The sequence below is a fragment of the Paraflavitalea soli genome, assembly GCF_003555545.1.
Lineage (GTDB): Bacteria > Bacteroidota > Bacteroidia > Chitinophagales > Chitinophagaceae > Paraflavitalea > Paraflavitalea soli.
Genome location: NZ_CP032157.1, coordinates 8,030,979 through 8,048,686, shown reverse-complemented (window position 1 = coordinate 8,048,686; position 17,708 = coordinate 8,030,979). Strand labels below are relative to the sequence as shown.

General features: G+C 47.0%; 17 protein-coding genes. 3 read left to right on the top strand and 14 right to left on the bottom strand.

Going from position 1 to position 17,708, the window contains the following annotated elements:
• The first annotated feature begins 161 nt into the window (after positions 1-161).
• On the top strand, positions 162-785 hold the full coding sequence (locus tag D3H65_RS31045; RefSeq protein ID WP_245999632.1) for a M15 family metallopeptidase: 624 nt from the start codon (positions 162-164) through the stop codon (positions 783-785).
• Here the strand turns inward: D3H65_RS31045 and D3H65_RS31040 are convergent.
• The 11 genes from D3H65_RS31040 to D3H65_RS30990 form a co-directional block, all read right to left on the bottom strand.
• Entirely contained in the window at positions 778-1,080 is a 303-nt protein-coding gene (locus D3H65_RS31040; RefSeq protein ID WP_119054037.1) for a DUF952 domain-containing protein, read from the bottom strand. The genes D3H65_RS31045 and D3H65_RS31040 overlap by 8 nt on opposite strands.
• Before the next feature lie 4 nt (positions 1,081-1,084).
• Complete coding sequence (locus tag D3H65_RS31035; protein WP_119054036.1) at positions 1,085-2,083, bottom strand: chorismate synthase; 999 nt, start codon at positions 2,081-2,083, stop codon at positions 1,085-1,087.
• A gap of 2 nt (positions 2,084-2,085) precedes the next feature.
• Positions 2,086-3,381 carry a 3-phosphoshikimate 1-carboxyvinyltransferase gene (gene aroA / locus D3H65_RS31030; RefSeq protein WP_119054035.1) on the bottom strand — a complete coding sequence of 432 codons (1,296 nt, stop codon included), beginning with the start codon at positions 3,379-3,381 and terminating at the stop codon, positions 2,086-2,088.
• Positions 3,378-4,397, bottom strand: a complete 1,020-nt coding sequence (aroB, locus tag D3H65_RS31025) for a 3-dehydroquinate synthase (RefSeq protein ID WP_119054034.1) — start codon at positions 4,395-4,397, stop codon at positions 3,378-3,380. Before aroB ends, aroA begins: the two co-directional genes overlap by 4 nt.
• Positions 4,398-4,408: 11 nt before the next feature.
• A complete protein-coding gene (gene tnpA / locus D3H65_RS31020) occupies positions 4,409-4,837 on the bottom strand; it encodes an IS200/IS605 family transposase (RefSeq protein WP_119054033.1) in 429 nt (142 codons plus the stop codon).
• Positions 4,838-4,963: 126 nt separating this feature from the next.
• Positions 4,964-6,055, bottom strand: a complete 1,092-nt coding sequence (locus D3H65_RS31015) for a chorismate mutase (protein WP_119054032.1) — start codon at positions 6,053-6,055, stop codon at positions 4,964-4,966.
• Between the two features lie 107 nt (positions 6,056-6,162).
• A complete protein-coding gene (locus D3H65_RS31010) occupies positions 6,163-7,863 on the bottom strand; it encodes a DEAD/DEAH box helicase (protein WP_119054031.1) in 1,701 nt (566 codons plus the stop codon).
• Between the two features lie 113 nt (positions 7,864-7,976).
• Positions 7,977-8,825 carry a prephenate dehydrogenase gene (locus tag D3H65_RS31005; protein WP_119054030.1) on the bottom strand — a complete coding sequence of 283 codons (849 nt, stop codon included), beginning with the start codon at positions 8,823-8,825 and terminating at the stop codon, positions 7,977-7,979.
• A 3-nt stretch (positions 8,826-8,828) separates the two neighbouring features.
• Positions 8,829-10,013 carry a pyridoxal phosphate-dependent aminotransferase gene (locus tag D3H65_RS31000; protein ID WP_119054029.1) on the bottom strand — a complete coding sequence of 395 codons (1,185 nt, stop codon included), beginning with the start codon at positions 10,011-10,013 and terminating at the stop codon, positions 8,829-8,831.
• Positions 10,014-10,120: 107 nt separating this feature from the next.
• A complete protein-coding gene (locus D3H65_RS30995) occupies positions 10,121-11,005 on the bottom strand; it encodes a prephenate dehydratase (RefSeq protein WP_119054028.1) in 885 nt (294 codons plus the stop codon).
• A 292-nt stretch (positions 11,006-11,297) separates the two neighbouring features.
• Positions 11,298-11,861 carry a hypothetical protein gene (locus D3H65_RS30990; protein WP_119054027.1) on the bottom strand — a complete coding sequence of 188 codons (564 nt, stop codon included), beginning with the start codon at positions 11,859-11,861 and terminating at the stop codon, positions 11,298-11,300.
• Positions 11,862-12,256: 395 nt separating this feature from the next.
• Between D3H65_RS30990 and D3H65_RS30985 the strand changes: the two genes are divergently transcribed.
• Entirely contained in the window at positions 12,257-12,586 is a 330-nt protein-coding gene (locus D3H65_RS30985; RefSeq protein WP_119054026.1) for a hypothetical protein, read from the top strand.
• Between the two features lie 10 nt (positions 12,587-12,596).
• Here D3H65_RS30985 and D3H65_RS30980 read toward each other — a convergent pair whose 3' ends face one another.
• A complete protein-coding gene (locus D3H65_RS30980; protein ID WP_119054025.1) occupies positions 12,597-12,791 on the bottom strand; it encodes a hypothetical protein in 195 nt (64 codons plus the stop codon).
• 66 nt (positions 12,792-12,857) lie between these two features.
• Here D3H65_RS30980 and D3H65_RS30975 point away from each other — a divergent pair, with 66 nt between their 5' ends.
• Positions 12,858-13,478, top strand: a complete 621-nt coding sequence (locus tag D3H65_RS30975; protein WP_119054024.1) for a TetR/AcrR family transcriptional regulator — start codon at positions 12,858-12,860, stop codon at positions 13,476-13,478.
• Between the two features lie 15 nt (positions 13,479-13,493).
• Here the strand turns inward: D3H65_RS30975 and D3H65_RS30970 are convergent, their stop codons facing one another.
• Both D3H65_RS30970 and D3H65_RS30965 read right to left on the bottom strand, forming a co-directional pair.
• Positions 13,494-15,974 carry a tetratricopeptide repeat protein gene (locus tag D3H65_RS30970; RefSeq protein WP_119054023.1) on the bottom strand — a complete coding sequence of 827 codons (2,481 nt, stop codon included), beginning with the start codon at positions 15,972-15,974 and terminating at the stop codon, positions 13,494-13,496.
• 253 nt (positions 15,975-16,227) lie between these two features.
• Positions 16,228-17,472 carry a T9SS type A sorting domain-containing protein gene (locus D3H65_RS30965; RefSeq protein WP_119054022.1) on the bottom strand — a complete coding sequence of 415 codons (1,245 nt, stop codon included), beginning with the start codon at positions 17,470-17,472 and terminating at the stop codon, positions 16,228-16,230.
• Positions 17,473-17,708: the final 236 nt, after the last annotated feature.

Genomic DNA, 17,708 nt, shown 5'->3' with positions numbered 1-17,708 from the left:
TGCAAAAGGTCGTATCTTTCAACAGAGATGGATTTAAGCATCAACCAGTTGCAATGATATACAAAATAGCACTTCAGCGTAATATTTTACTATTGTTGATGTTAATTTTTTTCCACCACGGAGGGCTTATAGCACAGGAAACTGATATAAAACGCTACGGAGTGGCAGTTATTGACAATTTATCTGCTTACCACGCACAAGTAAAGGCCGATTCATCCAAAAAGATGGTTGAATTGCGCACCCTTCTGCCAGCTGTTCGTTATGACCTGCGCTATGCCACTGCCAACAACTTCATGCACCGCCGGATGTATATCCCTCCTACCCGTCATACCTTTTTAAGAGCGCCTGCTGCCCAGGCATTGGCTGCTGTACAAAAGGAACTGGGTATGCAAGGCTATGGATTAAAAATATTTGATGCTTACCGTCCCTATTCCGTTACGGTGAGCTTTTGGGAGTTGGTAAAAGATGAGCGGTATGTAGCCAATCCTTCCAAAGGATCGGGCCATAACCGCGGGCTGGCTGTAGACCTCACCATCGTTGATCTAAAAACGGGCCAGGAACTGGATATGGGAACCGGGTTCGACAATTTCACGGATTCAGCCCACCAGGGCTTTAGCAGCCTGCCAGCGGCAGTACTTAAAAACCGGGAGCTATTGAAAACTACCATGCAAAAACACGGTTTTACCCCCCTTGAAACGGAATGGTGGCATTATTATTGGCCCAATGACAAAAATTATGAGGTATTGGATATTCCCTTTGCGGCCTTGCGCAAACCCATTAAATAACCTGCTCCACAGCTACTACTGCTGTGGCATTGATGGGGCCATAAATGTGCGGAAAGGTATCAGCCGTAGAGGGCGACCATTCATAGAGCCAACGGCTGGTTAGCTTATCTGTATCAATCACCAGTTTTACCAGGTTTGTTTTCCCCTTGAAATAACGTTGCAGTACACCAGGTATCTGTTCTTCCTGTGAACAATGGATAAAGCCTTCCTCCTTCAAAGAAGCAGCTTCATATATGCCCGACCGGGAGGCTGCATCCCATTCGGCCTGCGTGGTGATGTGATAAATGGTTGCCATGGTACTATATGATTCTTTTGATGTGTTGCTGCAGCATGTACAGGTCGGCCATCACAAAGGCAGTCACCGCTTCCAGCACCACCGGCACACGCAGGGCAATACACAGATCATGGCGCCCCTTTACGGAAAAGGTTTCCTGTTCACCGGTTTCCCAGTTTAACGTCACCTGCTCTTTAGGAGTGGAAGAGGTAGGTTTGATAGCAATACGGAATACCAGCTCGTTGCTGTTGGTAATGCCTCCCACTACTCCACCAGCATGGTTGGTGCGTGTTTTCCCGGTATTGTCCTCAATGGCATCATTGTGATGGCTGCCAAACATACGGGCAGCAGCAAAGCCGGTCCCGAATTCAATACCTCTTACTGCGGGGATCGCAAACACGGCATGGCCCAACACAGATTCTACTGAATCAAAAAATGGCTCTCCCAGTCCAATGGGCAATCCATTGACACGGCATTCTACAATACCGCCAATGGTATCTTTGGCATCGATGGCTTTTTGCAATCCTTTGTCGAGGTCTGCTTCGCCGCCGATCTCCATGATCGTGGCTTTTACTTCACTCTGCTGCAGGGCCAATAGTTTTTTGGCGATCACACCGGCTGCTACGAGGCAAACGGTGAGCCTGCCGCTAAAATGACCGCCTCCCCTGAAATCCTCAAAGCCACCAAATTTCTGATGGGCTACAAAGTCGGCGTGACCGGGACGTGGTACCGCTCTTTGTTTTTCATAATCGCCCGAACGGGTATTCTTGTTGTCGAATAATATTGTAATGGGTGCACCCGTGGTCTTATTGTTGAATACGCCCGTCTTAAAGATGGGAATATCGTCTTCCTTACGGGGTGTAGTACCTTTTTGCATACCACCCTTGCGACGCTCTATATCGGTCATAAAATCGTCTACCGTAAGGGGAAGGCCGGCAGGACAGCCATCGATATTAACGCCTACACTTTCACCATGTGATTCACCAAAGATGGTAACCCTGAATATTCTGCCAAAACTGTTCATGCCTAATTATGTTGAAGTGATTCTGTGATCTGTACTGCTGCCCCCAATTGCTGTATATGCTTATAGAAATCCGGGTATGATTTGTTGATTGCCTGTGCTTCTTCAATGGTGGTAGCGCCGGTAGCTTTTAGCCCTGCTACTGCACAGGCCATGGCAATGCGGTGATCGTGGTGGGAATGGGTAGCTGTCCCCTTCACCCCTGTTCCGCCATGAATGATCATCAGGTCATCCTGCAGGTCGATCTGAATGCCCATCTTGCCAAACTCCTGCTGCAGGGTCAATGCACGATTGCTCTCCTTATGGGTAAGCCGGGAAGCGCCTTCAATCACGGTTTTGCCTTCACAATAGGAAGCCAATGCCACCAGTGGAGGAAACAGGTCGGGGCACTCCGTGGCATTAAAATGAAATGCTTTCAGGGAGGCAGGTCCTATCTCGATTTGTTCGGCCTGCACGGAGAGCTTTGCTTCACAGCTCATCAATGCCTGCAGGATCGCTTTATCGGCCTGGGTAGAAGATACGTCCAGCCCTTTTACAGTGATATTGCCGGCAATGGCGCCTGCTACCAATAGGAAAGCAGCGCCACTCCAGTCGCCTTCCACCGTATAGCTGACAGGCTGAGCGGATGATTGCCTGACCACCGCCTCCGCAAAATAGAACTCTTCATAATTCCTGTTCTCCACATCCCAGCCAAAGTGTTTCATCACCTGGAGGGTAAGGTCGATATAAGGTTTGCTCTTCAGGTCTTTTACCGTGAGGGCAACATCACTGGCGCCGGAGGCTGCATAAGCAAACAACAAACCAGTGAGGAACTGAGAGCTCAGTGAACCATCTACCTCAATGGCCGTTGGTTTTAAAGGTCCCTTTACCTGCAAAGGCAATTTACCTTTGTTGGATACGATCTCTACACCGAGCTGCGGCAATACGGTATCAAAGAAATCCATCGGGCGGGTAAGCAGGCTGCCTTCGCCGTTGATGGTGATGGCTTTATTGCTCAGGGCTACGAGGGGGGTAAACATCCGGATACCCAACCCACTTTCACCACAGTTTACTTCACCTGCATCAGGATTTACGCCATTGCTGGTGATCTTCAGGGAGCCATCGGGCAATTGCTCTACATACGCGCCCAGGCCGCGGATAACACCCAGTGCAGCCCTGTCGTCATTGGAATTACCGGGGTTCTTAATGATGGTCACTCCTTTGGTGAGTAAGGCCGCTGCACAAGCTCTTTGCATGGAGCTTTTGGAGGTGGGCGCCTGAATGGTGCCCTGTATACCGGATGGCTGAATAGTTGCGATCATAAGTTTGAAATAATTTTCTCTAACTGTACCATGGGGATAGACTTTACTACCCCTTTACCTATCTTTTCCAGCAACACATAATTCATCTCTTTCTTCTCCCGCTTCTTGTCCATCTTCAATATGTCGAATGCCTTTTTCCTGTCGAAATCAGTATGCACGGGCAATCCGTATTGCGCCAGTACTTTGATCACTTTCTCACTGTCTTTGAATTTTACCAGCTGTGCAGAGATGCTGCAGGCAGCTACCATGCCGATGGATATGGCCTGCCCGTGCGACAAAGCATACATGTTCTCAATCGCATGGCCCAGGGTATGACCAAAGTTCAGCAACCGGCGTTCGCCCTGTTCAAATTCATCCTTTTCAACGACGGTCGATTTGATCACCGCATTGCGGCGGATCAGCTTGCCCAGTGCAGCTTTATCTTTCTGGTAATATTTCAGTTTGTTCTTCTCCAGTTCCCGGAACAAAGGGGCATCTTTGATACAGCTGTGTTTGATGATCTCGGCAAAGCCGTTGATCCATTCTGTTTCGGGCAAGGATTTCAGGAAGCTGTAATCATACAACAGGAAATCCGGCTGCCGGATGGTACCCACCAGGTTCTTGTACACGCCTACATCAATGCCATTCTTACCACCAATAGAAGCATCCACCATGGCCAGTACGGTAGTGGGCACAAAACCTACCCGCAGGCCACGCATGTACACAGCAGCGACATACCCGGTAAGGTCGGTGATCACACCGCCGCCAATGCCTACCAGCACGGTCTTGCGATCTGCGCCCCGGGCGATCAGTTGTTCTATCACACTGTTGGCAGTAGCCTGTACTTTGTGCTGCTCTCCTGGTTTCAGTACGATGGTATGCCAGCCTTTGAACTTTTTGGCCTGCGCCTGAAAGATGTTTTCGTCGGTCACCAATACGGTATGCTCCTTATCAATGAGCCTGGCGAGATAGGAGAAATCGGCATCGAAATAATAGTCCACCTTCTTAGCGGTGAACTGATATGTTTTCTTTTGCATTCCTGAACGATCTAAAGTTGGATCTTATCAAATACTTCCAGTTCGCTTTCCAGGGTCTTTGTCTTATGGTATTCTTCCTGCCGGCCCAGGAATTCCTCCACCTGTTTGATGGTGCTGGGATTGACAGACAAAGCCGCATAAGCTTCTTCCCACTGAAATGGATTGGCCACGAGTTTTGTTTCGTTGATCCAGTCCGAAGCATCCGTGCGGATGCTTTTAACCACCTGAGAGAGATTTTGCGCCGGGTGCAATTGTATCAAAGCATGCACATGATCTTCCACGCCATTCACAGCCAGCACGTTGATACCCTTTTCCCCGGCACGTTTCTGCATATGGGAAAACAAGATGGTTCGGATGGGCTTTGTAAGCAAAGGCTCACGGTTTTGCACGCTCCAGATAATATGGACAAACAGATAAACCTTATTCTGGTTATTTATCATGCGTATATATTATTGCTGAGCTAAGTTGGCAAAGCTGTTAGCTTTTAGCATTTAGCTGTTAGTCGTTTGCTTCGACAGCCCTTTCCCACTTTGCAAAACTTTATGAAACAACCCTATCAAGCCATCCTAAGAATTCATGATCTTATTCTGGTGGTTGATACTTTCCATGTGCACTGCGTCAAAATATTTGGTAATAAATTCTTTGGAGAGGCCGAGTTTGTCGCCTTTCTTGAAGGCCCTTTCCAGGATCTCATTCCAGCGGTTGGTTTGCAGGATGGTGATATCGTTGTTCTTCTTGTATTCACCGATCTTTTCTGCCACCTTCATACGCTGACCAATGATCTGCATCAGTTCATCATCGAGGTGATTGATCTGCTGACGCAGCTTTTCGAGGGCCAGGTGAAATTCTTCGGAGTTGCTGTCTTCTTTACGCCATACGATCTCGCTCAACATTTCGGACAGGCGCTCTGGTGTTATTTGCTGTTTGGCATCACTCCAGGCATTATCAGGATCGATATGGCTTTCAATGATCAGACCATCAAAGTCGAGGTCAATAGCTTTTTGCGCTACATCCATCAGGATATCACGGCGACCGCAGATATGAGAAGGATCGTTGATCATCATCATACCGGGATTGCGTCTTTTCATTTCAATGGCCAGGTGCCACATGGGAGCATTGCGGTATTCGGTATTGCCGTAAGCGCTGAAGCCACGGTGTATCAATCCAATTTGTTTGATGCCTGCTTTGGCTACCCTTTCTACCGCTCCGATCCACAGTTCGAGGTCGGGGTTGATCGGGTTCTTGATCAATACCGGCACATCTACACCACGCAGCGCGTCGGCAACTTCCTGTACGCTGAAGGGGTTAACGGTGGTACGGGCGCCGATCCATAATACGTCTACATCAAAGTGCAGCGCATCTTCCACCTGCTTGCCGGTAGCTACTTCTATGGTGATGGGTAAACCGGTAGCTTTTTTTGCCTGCTGCATCCAGGGCAGGCCCTTGGTGCCAATGCCTTCAAAGCTGCCTGGTCTTGTACGGGGTTTCCAGATACCTGCACGCAGCAGGTCTACCTTACCGGTAGCGGCCAGCCGTTGGGCTGTTTCCAATACCTGCGCTTCTGTTTCCGCACTGCAGGGTCCTGATATGATCAAAGGACGTTTATTCCACTTGCTTTGCACAAGTTCTTTCGTGTTGTTGGTGTCGATTGCTTGCATATGTTAAGTTGATGTGTTGATAAGTTAACAAGTTCATCAGTTGACAGGCCAGCTGAAAATCCAGGTTTGCTTTTACTGTTCAACCTGTCAACTTTTCAACCTGTCAACTACCTGCGGCTATCCGCATCATTCATCCTGATCCTTCTTCCTTTGTAATTCTTTCCATCGATGGCCGCTATCATTTGTTTGGCGGCTCTTTTATCGATCTCGATCCAGCTGTTCATTTCCTTCATGTCGATCCTTCCCAATACCTCTTTGCGCAAATCACTCAGGTCAAGGATAAACTGTAAGAAACTCGCTTTGTAAAAACCATCTTTGGTACCCAGGTTCACAAACAGCCGGGCGTAATCTCCGCCGCCGCCGTTACCACCTGCACTGCTTCCAAACTGCCTTCCCCTGGTATCACGTCCTGGCATTCTTTCACGGTCACCACCTCTTCTGTCCATACCAGCGCCGCGCTCAAAACGTTCCCTGCGCTGCTCGTAAATATTCAGGTCTTCTGCATTTTCATAATATTTCAGGAACCTGTCAAACTCCATGGCAGCTACGCGCTTCAGTACCTCTTCCTTGCTCACATCGGCAAACTTTTCTTCCAGCATGGGTACATAGCTTTCATAATCGCCATGGCTGATATCGGTTTGCAACAGTTTCTCCATGAAATGGAAGAACTGCTTGCGGCATACATCCTTACCACCAGGAATATCCATCTTGTGGAAAGGCACCTGTACGATACCCTGGATATGCCTCATCTTACCCATTTCACGGATGTGGATGATGGACATACATACACCGGTATTACCCGCCCGGCCTGTACGACCGCTTCTGTGTGTGTACACTTCCACATCATCGGGCAACTCGTAGTTGATCACATGGGTGATACCCGCTACGTCGATACCCCTGGCTGCTACATCGGTAGCTATTAAGAGCTGTAAGGTCTTATCCCTGAACTCACCCATCACTTTATCACGCTGCTGCTGCGTCAGGTCGCCATGCAATGCATCGATATCATATCCCTCCCGGGTCAGCTTCTCTGCTATATCCTGCGCATCGGCCTTGGTACGGGTAAAAATGATGCCATAAATACCCGGGTTAAAGTCGATCAACCGTTTCAGTGTCTGGTACCTGTGTTGTGCACTGGTTACAAAATACTGGTGGTCGATGTTCTTATTGGCCGTATTGGTCTTACCAACCGTGATCTCCATGGGGTCTTTCAGGTACTTCTTGCTGATCCGGCGAATTTCCGGTGGCATGGTAGCACTGAATAACCAGGTGCTCTGACGGTTGGGCGTATTCTGCAGGATGAATTCAATATCATCCTTAAAACCCATGTTCAGCATTTCATCCGCCTCGTCAAGAACTACATATTTTATTTGTTCTAAATTGATCGCTTTGCGCTCAATAAGATCAATTAAACGGCCGGGAGTCGCTACCACGATCTGTACGCCTCTTTTCAGGTCCCGTATCTGCTGACCGATGGATGTACCGCCATAAACGGCCACTACATGCATACCGGTCTGAAACTTCTTAAACAGCTCCATTTCGTTCACGATCTGGAGGCAAAGCTCCCTCGTGGGACACACCACCAACGCCTGCGGGAACTTTTGTCCCTCATCGATCAGGTGCAACAGAGGCAGGCCAAAGGCCGCTGTTTTCCCGGTACCAGTCTGCGCCAGACCTACCAGGTCCTTGGTTCCACTTATAAGAACAGGAATAGCCTTTTCCTGTATAGGTGTTGGGTTTTTATAGCCTAATGCGTCGGTAGCCTGTACCAGTTTCGCATCCAAACCCAACTCAGCGAAAGTCATCATAACAATTAAAATTTGCGCAAAGGTACTACTATTGCCCGCCTTAGCCTAATCCATTCATTATGATGCCGGAATAACATGTCATAACCATTTTTCCTCACCTCTAAATGACTGACTTACTTTATGATCCGTTTTATCTTATTGGCATTTTCTATCAACTCCTGGAGGTACTGGTAATTCTCTTTCTCCAGGCATGCCTTGAATTTCCGGAGCTGGCTGATGTGCTCATTCAGCACATCAAGCACATTTTCACGGTTTTGCATGAAAATGGGCACCCACATGGCCGGGTTACTTTTGGCCAGCCTGACGGTACTTTCAAAACCGCCGCCGGCCAGCTCGAAAATGGTATTTTCTTCCCTTTCTTTCTCCAAAACCGTATTGGCCAGAGCAAAAGAGGTAATATGTGAAATATGGCTAATATAGGCAGCATGGGTGTCATGGCTGTCTGCATCCATGTAGATGATGTGCATGCCCAGTGCACGGTACACCTGCTCTATCTTTTCCACGGCAGCGGGATCACTCTTCTCTTTTTCACAGATCACACAAGCCCTGCCTACGAAGGCATCTCTTACGGCGGCTTCGGGGCCGCTGTATTCGGTACCCCACATGGGGTGGGTGGCTACAAACTGCCGGCGCATGGGGTGATCGTTCAGGGCCAGGCACAGGGCATGTTTGGTAGACCCTGCATCGGCCACTATTTGCTTGTCTGTCACCAGGTCCATTACCTGCTTCATAACCGGGATGGTAACATCCACGGGGATGGCCACATAGATGAGGTCGCTTTGCGCGATGGCCTGTTCCAGTGGCAGGGCTTCATCGATGAGTCCCAGTTCCAGGGCTTTTTGTGCGCTGGCAGCGGTGCGGCTGACGCCGATTACTTTTTTGGCCAGTCCTTTTTCTTTCAACGCGAGGCTGAAAGAACCGCTGATCAAACCTACGCCGACGATGGTAACCGTATTGAACATTTGCTATTTGTCTTTTACCTGTAGAAATAATTCATTTACCCGTTTGATGCTTTCGCCCAGCTTCTCTTCCGGACTGCACAAGCTCACGCGGATGTATTGCTCACCTGCGCTGCCAAAGATGCCGCCCGGCGTGATGAATACATTGGCATTGTACAAGATCTCATCGCTGAGGGCAAAGCCATTTTTATATCCTGCGGGGATCTTCGCCCATACAAACATACCGGCCTGACTTTTATCATACACACAGTTCAACAGGTCGAGCAATTCAAACACTTTCTTTCTCCTGGCAGCGTATACCGCATTCACACTATCATACCAATCCTTACCCAGGCCCAGGGCTTTGGCAGCTGCCAGTTGCAGGGGCAGGAACATACCACTGTCCATATTGCTTTTGAACCGGAGCACTTCATCGATCCGCTCTTTGGCGCCGCACAAAGTGCCGATGCGCCAGCCTGCCATGTTCTGTGATTTGCTTAAGGAGTTCAACTCGATCACCACCTCTTTGGCACCTTCCACACTGAACAGGCTCATAGGGCTGTCATTGAGGATAAAGCTATAGGGGTTATCATGGCAGATGAGGATATTGTGTTTTTTACCAAAGGCTACCAGCTTTTCAAACAAGGCTTTCTCCGGCAAGCGCCCGGTAGGCATATGCGGATAGTTCACCCACATCAGTTTATAACCCAGGGAAGAACCTACTATATTTTCCAGTTGATCAAAATCGGGGTACCAGTTGTTTTCTTCTTTCAGTTCATAATCTATGCACTCCCCTCCTGCCAGTTTCACCGCACTTCTGTATGTGGGGTAGCCGGGATTGGGCACCAGTACTTTATCGCCTTTGTTGAGGTAGGTCATGCAAATGTGCATGATGCCTTCCTTGCTGCCGAGCAGGGGCAATATTTCCGTATCGGGATTGAGTGTTACACCATACCATTTGCTGTACCAATCGGCTACAGCTTTGCGCAGGACCGGTGAGCCTTTATAGCTTTGGTAAGCATGAACATTGGGTTTTGCAGCTTCTTCCTGCAGGGTTTTGATCACTTCCGGATGTGGCGGCAGGTCGGGGCTGCCAATGCCCAGGTTAATGATCTGCTTACCCTGCTTGTTCAGTTCATCTATCTCCCGCAGCTTTTGTGAGAAGTAGTATTCACCGATGCCTTCTAATCTTTTTGATGTTGCTATGTTCATAAACGAATGTTCTTTCTTAGTTTAATTCAAGCTGCGAGCTGTGAGCTTCGAGCTGCGAGCCTTCCTGTGCAACAACTTGTATTTGCTCGTAGCTCGTGGCTCGTAGCTTATTTGCCGTTTTTGTACACGCCGTAGATCTTCAACTCAGCAGTGATCGGTTTAATTTGTTCGATCACGGTATTGAATTGTTCCAGTGCATCAAATTCCATGTCTGCATGAAAGCTGTATTCCCAATCACTGCCCGGAATGGGAAAGCTTTGCAGTTTACTGAGGTTGATGCCCCCCTCTGCAATTTTCGATAATACCCTGGCCAGGCTGCCCCGGGAGTGGTCGGTATGAAAATTGACCGATGCTTTGTTGGCATCTGCAACGGGCTGCGCTACTCCTTCGGGTTGTAATACCAGAAATCGTGTATAATTGCTTTTCATGGTATGGATATTGGGGGCCAGCACTTCCAGTTCAAAGAGGTCTGCCGCCAGTTTGCTGGCAATAGCAGCCGTATGCTTGCTTCTGTGCTGGTGCAGGTGTTTGGCGCTAAGTGCTGTATCTTCTGTTTCCACCAGTTTCCAGTCATATTTATCCAGGAACTCCAGGCATTGCTGGATGGCCATATGATGCGAATGCACCTCGCGGATATCTTCCAGTTTTACACCGGGATTCACCAGTAGTTGTTGCTTGATGGGAAGATAGATCTCTCCTATTATCGTAAGGTTACTTTTCTGTAATAAGTTATAATTGGGAAGGATGCTGCCAGCTATTGAGTTCTCGATGGCCATCACGCCGCCTTCGCTCTCTTTTTTATTGGCGGCAATTTTTACCACCTCCCGGAAGGTAGCGCAGGGAATGACCTCTACGGCTGCACCGAAGAATTGCTGGGCTGCCACCTGGTGAAAGCTGCCTTCATAACCTTGAATCGATACGCGTATACCCTTTCCTGCCGTTTTGGGAGAAGAACTGTTGTTCAGGGGGTCCAATTGTCGCTGTTGTTCCATTGGTTGTTTTTAAAGCCTACCGTACTGATAGACAGTAGGTGAGGCAAAAAAAATCCCGGCCTTTTGGCCGGGATTCTTATGTTGATTTTATTTGTTCTATTTGGTTGTCAACAAAAGCACTCCCGGCCTACTGGTAAAGTAGAAGAAAAAATAAAAGTAAAAATAACGGTATGCCTTTGCCTTTAACATTGGATCAAAAATAGTTAGTAATCGCGAAAAACAAAATTCTTTTTTTCGGGGTGAATTACGATGGCCAACGGGGCCTTTTCCCATAAGAACCCGCTCCCAGCAGCTATTCCAGCCGTTTTTGTATCTCTTCGTCAATCTTTTTGAACAGGTGAAAAGGTCTGTAGGTGCGCCAGTTATCCAGCTGCATCAGCTCCACATAACGGTTCAGCTTGGCCCTTACAAAATCATGCTGTGTTTGCCCGGGCATGTTGAGGATCACCACCCACCCGTTTTCGTCGGTCACTTCCTCAAACCATTCCTGGTAATAATCTTTATCACCGCTGTGGAAGTTCAACACATTCTCGCCTATTAAAATGAATTTGGTGATGCCCATGGAAAAGAACACATCGGTGACCTCCCGCTTCAGCTCCATAATATCATTCTCGATCGCATCATTCCATTCGCCGATCATTTCAATGATCACATAATGTTCATCATAATCTGCCATCAATACTTTCAGGTACAGGGTACGGGAACCAAAATCATCCCACTGGGGATGGATATAATAGTTGTAGACAACCTGGGTATAGGTAAACTCCGAATACACCCTCCCAAAAAAGGGAGACCGTTCATCCTGCTCACTGGTGTAAATATGCCGCCAGTTATAAAATGGTTCAATCTCGTGCATGGTACAATTTACATTTTCCGACAGGGGGTTTCCAAATAATTGTGCCAGATTTTAGAATTTATTGGGATTTGGGGATTGTTTAGGATTAGGGGCAGGGGCGCCAGTTGCCCTGCTTTTTTAGTAAAAAGACATGTTTTAATGATAAACGCTATTAGCACCCTTGTACTACCCTTCGACTACCCTATGACTCCCCTACGGCTTCCTTTGCAGTGCGGTCAATATTACCCAACAAACGTACTTATAGATTAAAATGTATGCAAATGCGGGTGGCTTTGGGTCGGAATCGACTAAGATGGCCTGATTCGACTACCTACGACTATTATAGGTCATGGGAAGGCTGCAGCGCAGTGTATGGGTGGTTTTTTATAAAGTTATGCGGTAACCCATGACCTTTGATGAAGACAATAATAAAAAATGCTCCCGCCAAAATAGGAGGCTATGTCCCAGACATCAGCGGTATAGGCAGGGGAAAGGCAGGGCATGATCCCTTCAAATATTATGGAGACATACAAGGCGATAAAGAGCAGGTAGCCGAAGGGATAAGTATAAAAGTTATTCCTGACAATATACCTGCGCGTAAAAGCCAGTGTAAGGTGGGCCATGACGGGTACCGCTATCAGATCAGTCAGGTGGTCATTGAGCAGGGGTACCGGCTGTTTAAGATACCGGCAGCCATGTATGAAGGCCCATACCAGGCAGTAGCTGATAAAGAATGGATCAAATAGTTTTTTCATCTCACAATACAAATGTGATGGCCAGTGCCACCACCCCGGTAATTAGCACTAACATGACAAGGAACAAATAAAAGGCGCTTTGCTTGAGCACCCTTCCCGATGCAGAATCGGTGGGCTTTAGTGGGAGAATATTATTTCTCAATTGCTCGTACAAGGATGTACTTTTTCTCTCCGGATCACTTACCTGGTTGTTCATGTTACCCTATTTAGAACAAATGTACTAATTATTCTTATTTAGAACAATTGTTCTAAATTTGCCAGCATGGATACCAAGGAACGCATACTCCAGGTGGCCCTGGAGCTTTATAACAGTCAGGGTGTGAATACCATCACCAGCAGGCATATTGCTGCTGAAATGGGCATTAGTCCGGGCAACCTGCATTATCATTTCAAGCAAACGGATGAGATCATTAAAAGCCTGTACGATCGGCTGGCCCTGGACTTTGATGCCATCGTAAAGGGCTTGGGAACACTTGACCTGATCGACCTGGATACGATGAAGGAGTATGTTGACCAGTCCTTTGCGCTGGCCTACAAGAACCGTTTTATATTCCTTCATTTTGTGGAGATCGGTCTGCGCATTCCTGCGATCAAAAAGGAATATGCAGCCTTGACAAAGCGCCGGGAAAAAGAATTCCTGCTGCTTTTTGAAAAACTGCAAACGGCGGGGCTACTCAGAACAGACATTCCGAAAGAAGTGTTGCAGTCGCTGGTTACGCAAATATTTATTGTTGCGGATTTCTGGCTCTCCAATAATGAGCTGACGGTAAGATTAAAAGGCAATAAGGCGATCGACCATTACCGCCATGTATTTATACATATGTTCTATCCTTATTTAACTACCGAAACGCAGAGGCGTTTCATGGAGGTGATCGTTAAATGATCCATACAGTGGACATTAAAGCTTAGCTTTTATAGAATCATAAATGCTTTGAGCCGTGCCAATGTAAGGATGACCTTGGGGTAATATTTTCTTGAGAATTAAAAGGCCCGTTTCGGCTAATTCCAAGGCCAGTGTATAATCATCCAAGTACCTAAGCACCATTGCCAGATTAGAATAGCTCACTGCCGTGGTTGGATGGTCAGGACCAAAGTTTCGCTCGTTGGAATGTACCGCTTTCTCCAACAAGGCCCGCGCCCCGGCATAATCGCCCAGGTCGAGAAGCACTAATGCCAGATTCGAATAACTCACTGCGGTGTTCGGATGGTTAGGGCCGAAGTTTTGCTCCTCTGAGTGCATAGCTTTCTCCAATAAGCCCCGCGCCCCGATATAATCGCCCAGATCTTTAAACACAGTTCCCAGATTCGAATACCTTACTGCAACAGTGGGATGGTCAGGGCCGAAATTTCGCTCATCGGAATGTAGAGCTTTCTCCAGTAAGGCTCTTGCTCCAGTGTAATCGCCCAGGTTTTGAAGTACCGTTGCCAGATTTGAATAGCTGCGTGCCGTATAAGGATGGTCGGGGCCGAAATTTTGCTCAGCTGAATGCATTGCCTTCTCCAGCAGGGCCTTCGCCCCGGCATAGTCACCCAGGGCATTAAGTACCGTTGCCAGATTTGAATAACTCACTGCTGTAGTAGGGTGGTCAGGGCTGAATTTTTGCTCAACTGAATAGAGGACCTTCTCTAACAAGACCCGCGCTTCGGTATAATTGCCCAGATTTATAAGCACTAGTGCCAGGTTATTTTGCAGGCGCACAATAACGGTAGCTGTATCATTCGGAAAATTATTGAGCAAGGCATGGCCAAAAGGTATCCACCGGAACTTCTCTACGGGGTTGTCTTTGGATTGGTCAATGTCTAAATTATCTGCTATCTTATTCAATAAACCTTCAATATTCTGCCATGTTGGTTGCAACTGCCTGACCGCTACTTCTTTTACCACCAGGTGCATTTTATAAGCCTCTGTTTCCATATTCTTTATTAACCAGCCAAGCTCCACCAGCCTTTCGATTGTATCTGCAAATACTTCCCTTTTATTTTCAGGAGGATCGATCAATTCCAGCAACAGATCATAGGGATGAAACTCCGCAGGCAGGCAGGTAAACTGTTTCATCAACCAGGCTTCTTCTTCACTTAAACCACTAAGGTTAAAAATGGAGGATAGGTAAGAGAATACCTTGTCTATCTTATTTCCCTTATGGTTCACATAAACATTGGCTTTCAGGTCGTCTTTAATGCCTTTTTTAAGAGTTTCCACATCCAGCTTTTGCCGTTCTGCTGTTTTGGCCAATATTTCTATTGTAAGGGTATGGTAGTCGATGACCTTTAACAGTCCTGCAATTAGCTCTTCATTTTTAATGCGTGTGCAGTGCTTTTGGAATAAAGCAAGGGCCTGGGGAGGGGATAAAAAATCCAACTCCTTGGGATAAAACCCTTCTATGCGATGGCGTGAGGTGATCAGCAGGTGCCAATCAGGCTGGCCAGGCAATATATCTTTCAGTTTTGTGAGCGCTTCTTCAGCATTGTCAAGGATCAGCAGGTTGGGGCCATCAGAACATGCTTTTAACCGGCGGAGTATTTCATCAAATACCTGGTTCACTTCTTTGTTCTCCTTTGACACAGACAGATTTTCTGCCAGCCCACTTGCACTAACGATGTCATTGGCGATATCGTTGGTAAGTTGGGAAACCCAGGCTATATGATGGTAGTCGTCATAATATTTACTGAGGTATGCCTGGGAAAGGATTGTTTTTCCTATACCGCCCATCCCATTGACCACTACTACCTGTTTGTTGTTGAATAGTAAAGTATGCAGGTCCTGTAATTCATCTTCCCGGCCTATGATATCGTGCTGGTGAATGCGGGGGATCTTAGAGGTTAGTTCTTTAGGAAAAGTAGTGTGTGTATTTGCCAAGGCCAGTTGATCCTTTTGCCGAAGCATGTCCAATACCACAGCACGCAGATCTTGACGGATACGCTCTTTTTCGGTAGCCGTAACCTTAGGCTTACGGCCATATATGGAACTATAAAAATCTTCACCCAGGGAAAAGTAATTCTTTACTGATGATTCAGGCGTCCAGAACTCAATGGGAAATTTTACCAGGGTTGGTAAGTGGTCGTTTATATTACTGTGTATGTTACTGAGATCTACATGCGGAGACATAGCGATAAAACCATCTACCTGGTGACGGGAAGTATTCAGTTCTATTATTTTTGTGAGAAGGTCTTTCCAGTAAAGGGTAGTATTATAGTCCTTACATTCAAAGTAAAAATGCCGTAGCTTTCCGTTGTCGTCAAAAAAACTTATCCTTAGGTCGAAACCGTTCTGGGTACCGGTATCCTGTTGCCTTTCAGCGGTTACCCTGAAACCCAGGTACTCAAACAAAGACCGGAGATACTTCAACGCTTTTATTTCGAAATCAATTCCTTTTGCCATAAGCAGACATTCATTTAATTTATTTCATCAGGTACAAAAGGAGGAAGGTGGGTACTAATTAGTAGTATATATCTCTAAAAATAGGAATTCAGCTAATAATGGCAAAGCCTGCATGTAGGCTTTTTGATAAAAGAGCCATGATCTTAAAGATCGTCTTACCGTATATCTTTAACTGATATAAATATAAACGGCCCGCTCCCGCGGGCCATTTATATTTATTTTTAAGCTGCTGCTCCCGGAGGACTGACTATTACTAATCAGCCGCCACCATCAACTTATCAGCATACACTGTTTTCTTCGCATTGTCCAATACCTTCACCAGGTACATGCCTTTGGTTAGTTTAGCCGGCAGGGTTATTTCTGCTACCTGTCCTTCGTATCCAATGCTTACAATCTTTTGTGAAATAAGGCGGCCGGTAAGGTCGACGAGTTGTACATTGTAACGGCCGGCATCGGTATTGAAGCTCACGCGGAACATATCTTTGGTAACAGGATTGGGATACAGGGCAATCTTATCATTCCCTACCCTTTCTTTGGCAATGAATGCAGGGATGGTAGTGGTGCGGGCACTTTCAAAAGCCAGCTGACTATTAGCCAGGTCGGAAGCATTGTACACATTGCCGTTATTGGGCAACAAGGTGGCTTTCCAATCTTTCATATCCACTTCATAATAACCTTCTACGGAGTTGGCACTGCTCACGATCAGCTTATCATCGGCTACCACGGCGGCTCCATTGGTGGTGAAGCTGGCAGGGATACCATTGATGGTGCTGATAAAGGTAGCCTGGCGGGTACTGATATCTACTTTGAAAACATAGCGGCTGGCGCTGATCACATACAGGTTGCCCAGTGCATCGGCGATCATATCACCACCCCAGCTGGTGGGTTTGGTATGGATAGAATTGCCGCCATTGGCAGGATTATCCTGCAAGGGGCCCAGGTCGGTGATCACTGGCTTGCGGCCGGTCGTAAATTTGATGAGATGGTTGCCATCATTGCTTAGGGCATAACCCTGTCCATCGACTGCAATAGCCATGCGGGTGATATGATTGGCTTCATCTTTCAGGTCGGTAGCTACACCAAATGCTTCGCCATCAAAGTAAGCTATGGACGGCGTTTTGGCATTGAGGTCAATATACTGCAGGCGGTTAATGCCCATGGGGGTGAAATATAAACGGTTGTGGCTTTTATCAAAGGCACAGGCAGCAGAGAAAGTATTAAAAGGAAGCTGGTTAATATCAGCTATGTTTCCTTTGGCATCTTTAATAGCAATGGGCTTACCCGTTCTGGCCTGGGTAATGGTATAGTCCGTTTGTTTGTTATCGTAGATCGTTTGTACAACCTCTCCTGTGCTGAGATCAAGCAGCTTCACTTCTGTCCATACAAAAGAACCCTTGGTAGATGCTGTAATAGCATAAGCCTGCTTAGCCGTCTTTTGGGCGGAGGCGAGGGCGATGGTGAATAAAGAAATGGTGGTAAGTAAAATTTTGTACTTCATAGACCGGTTATTTAAAGTGATGGTTGAATGATGTACAGAAAGATACGAAATTTTCGTAGACAATTCCAGTTATTGTTACAGGAGGATGCCCGAATTTATAAAAGGATAACACGGTTGGGAGTTTCGGGTGTAGGGTTTCGGGTTTTCCAGGGCTTAACTTTCGTCCTAAAGGGCAAGGGGCTAAAATTTAAAAACCGGAGACTATTAAGTCACCGGTCTTTAAACAATTCATTTGT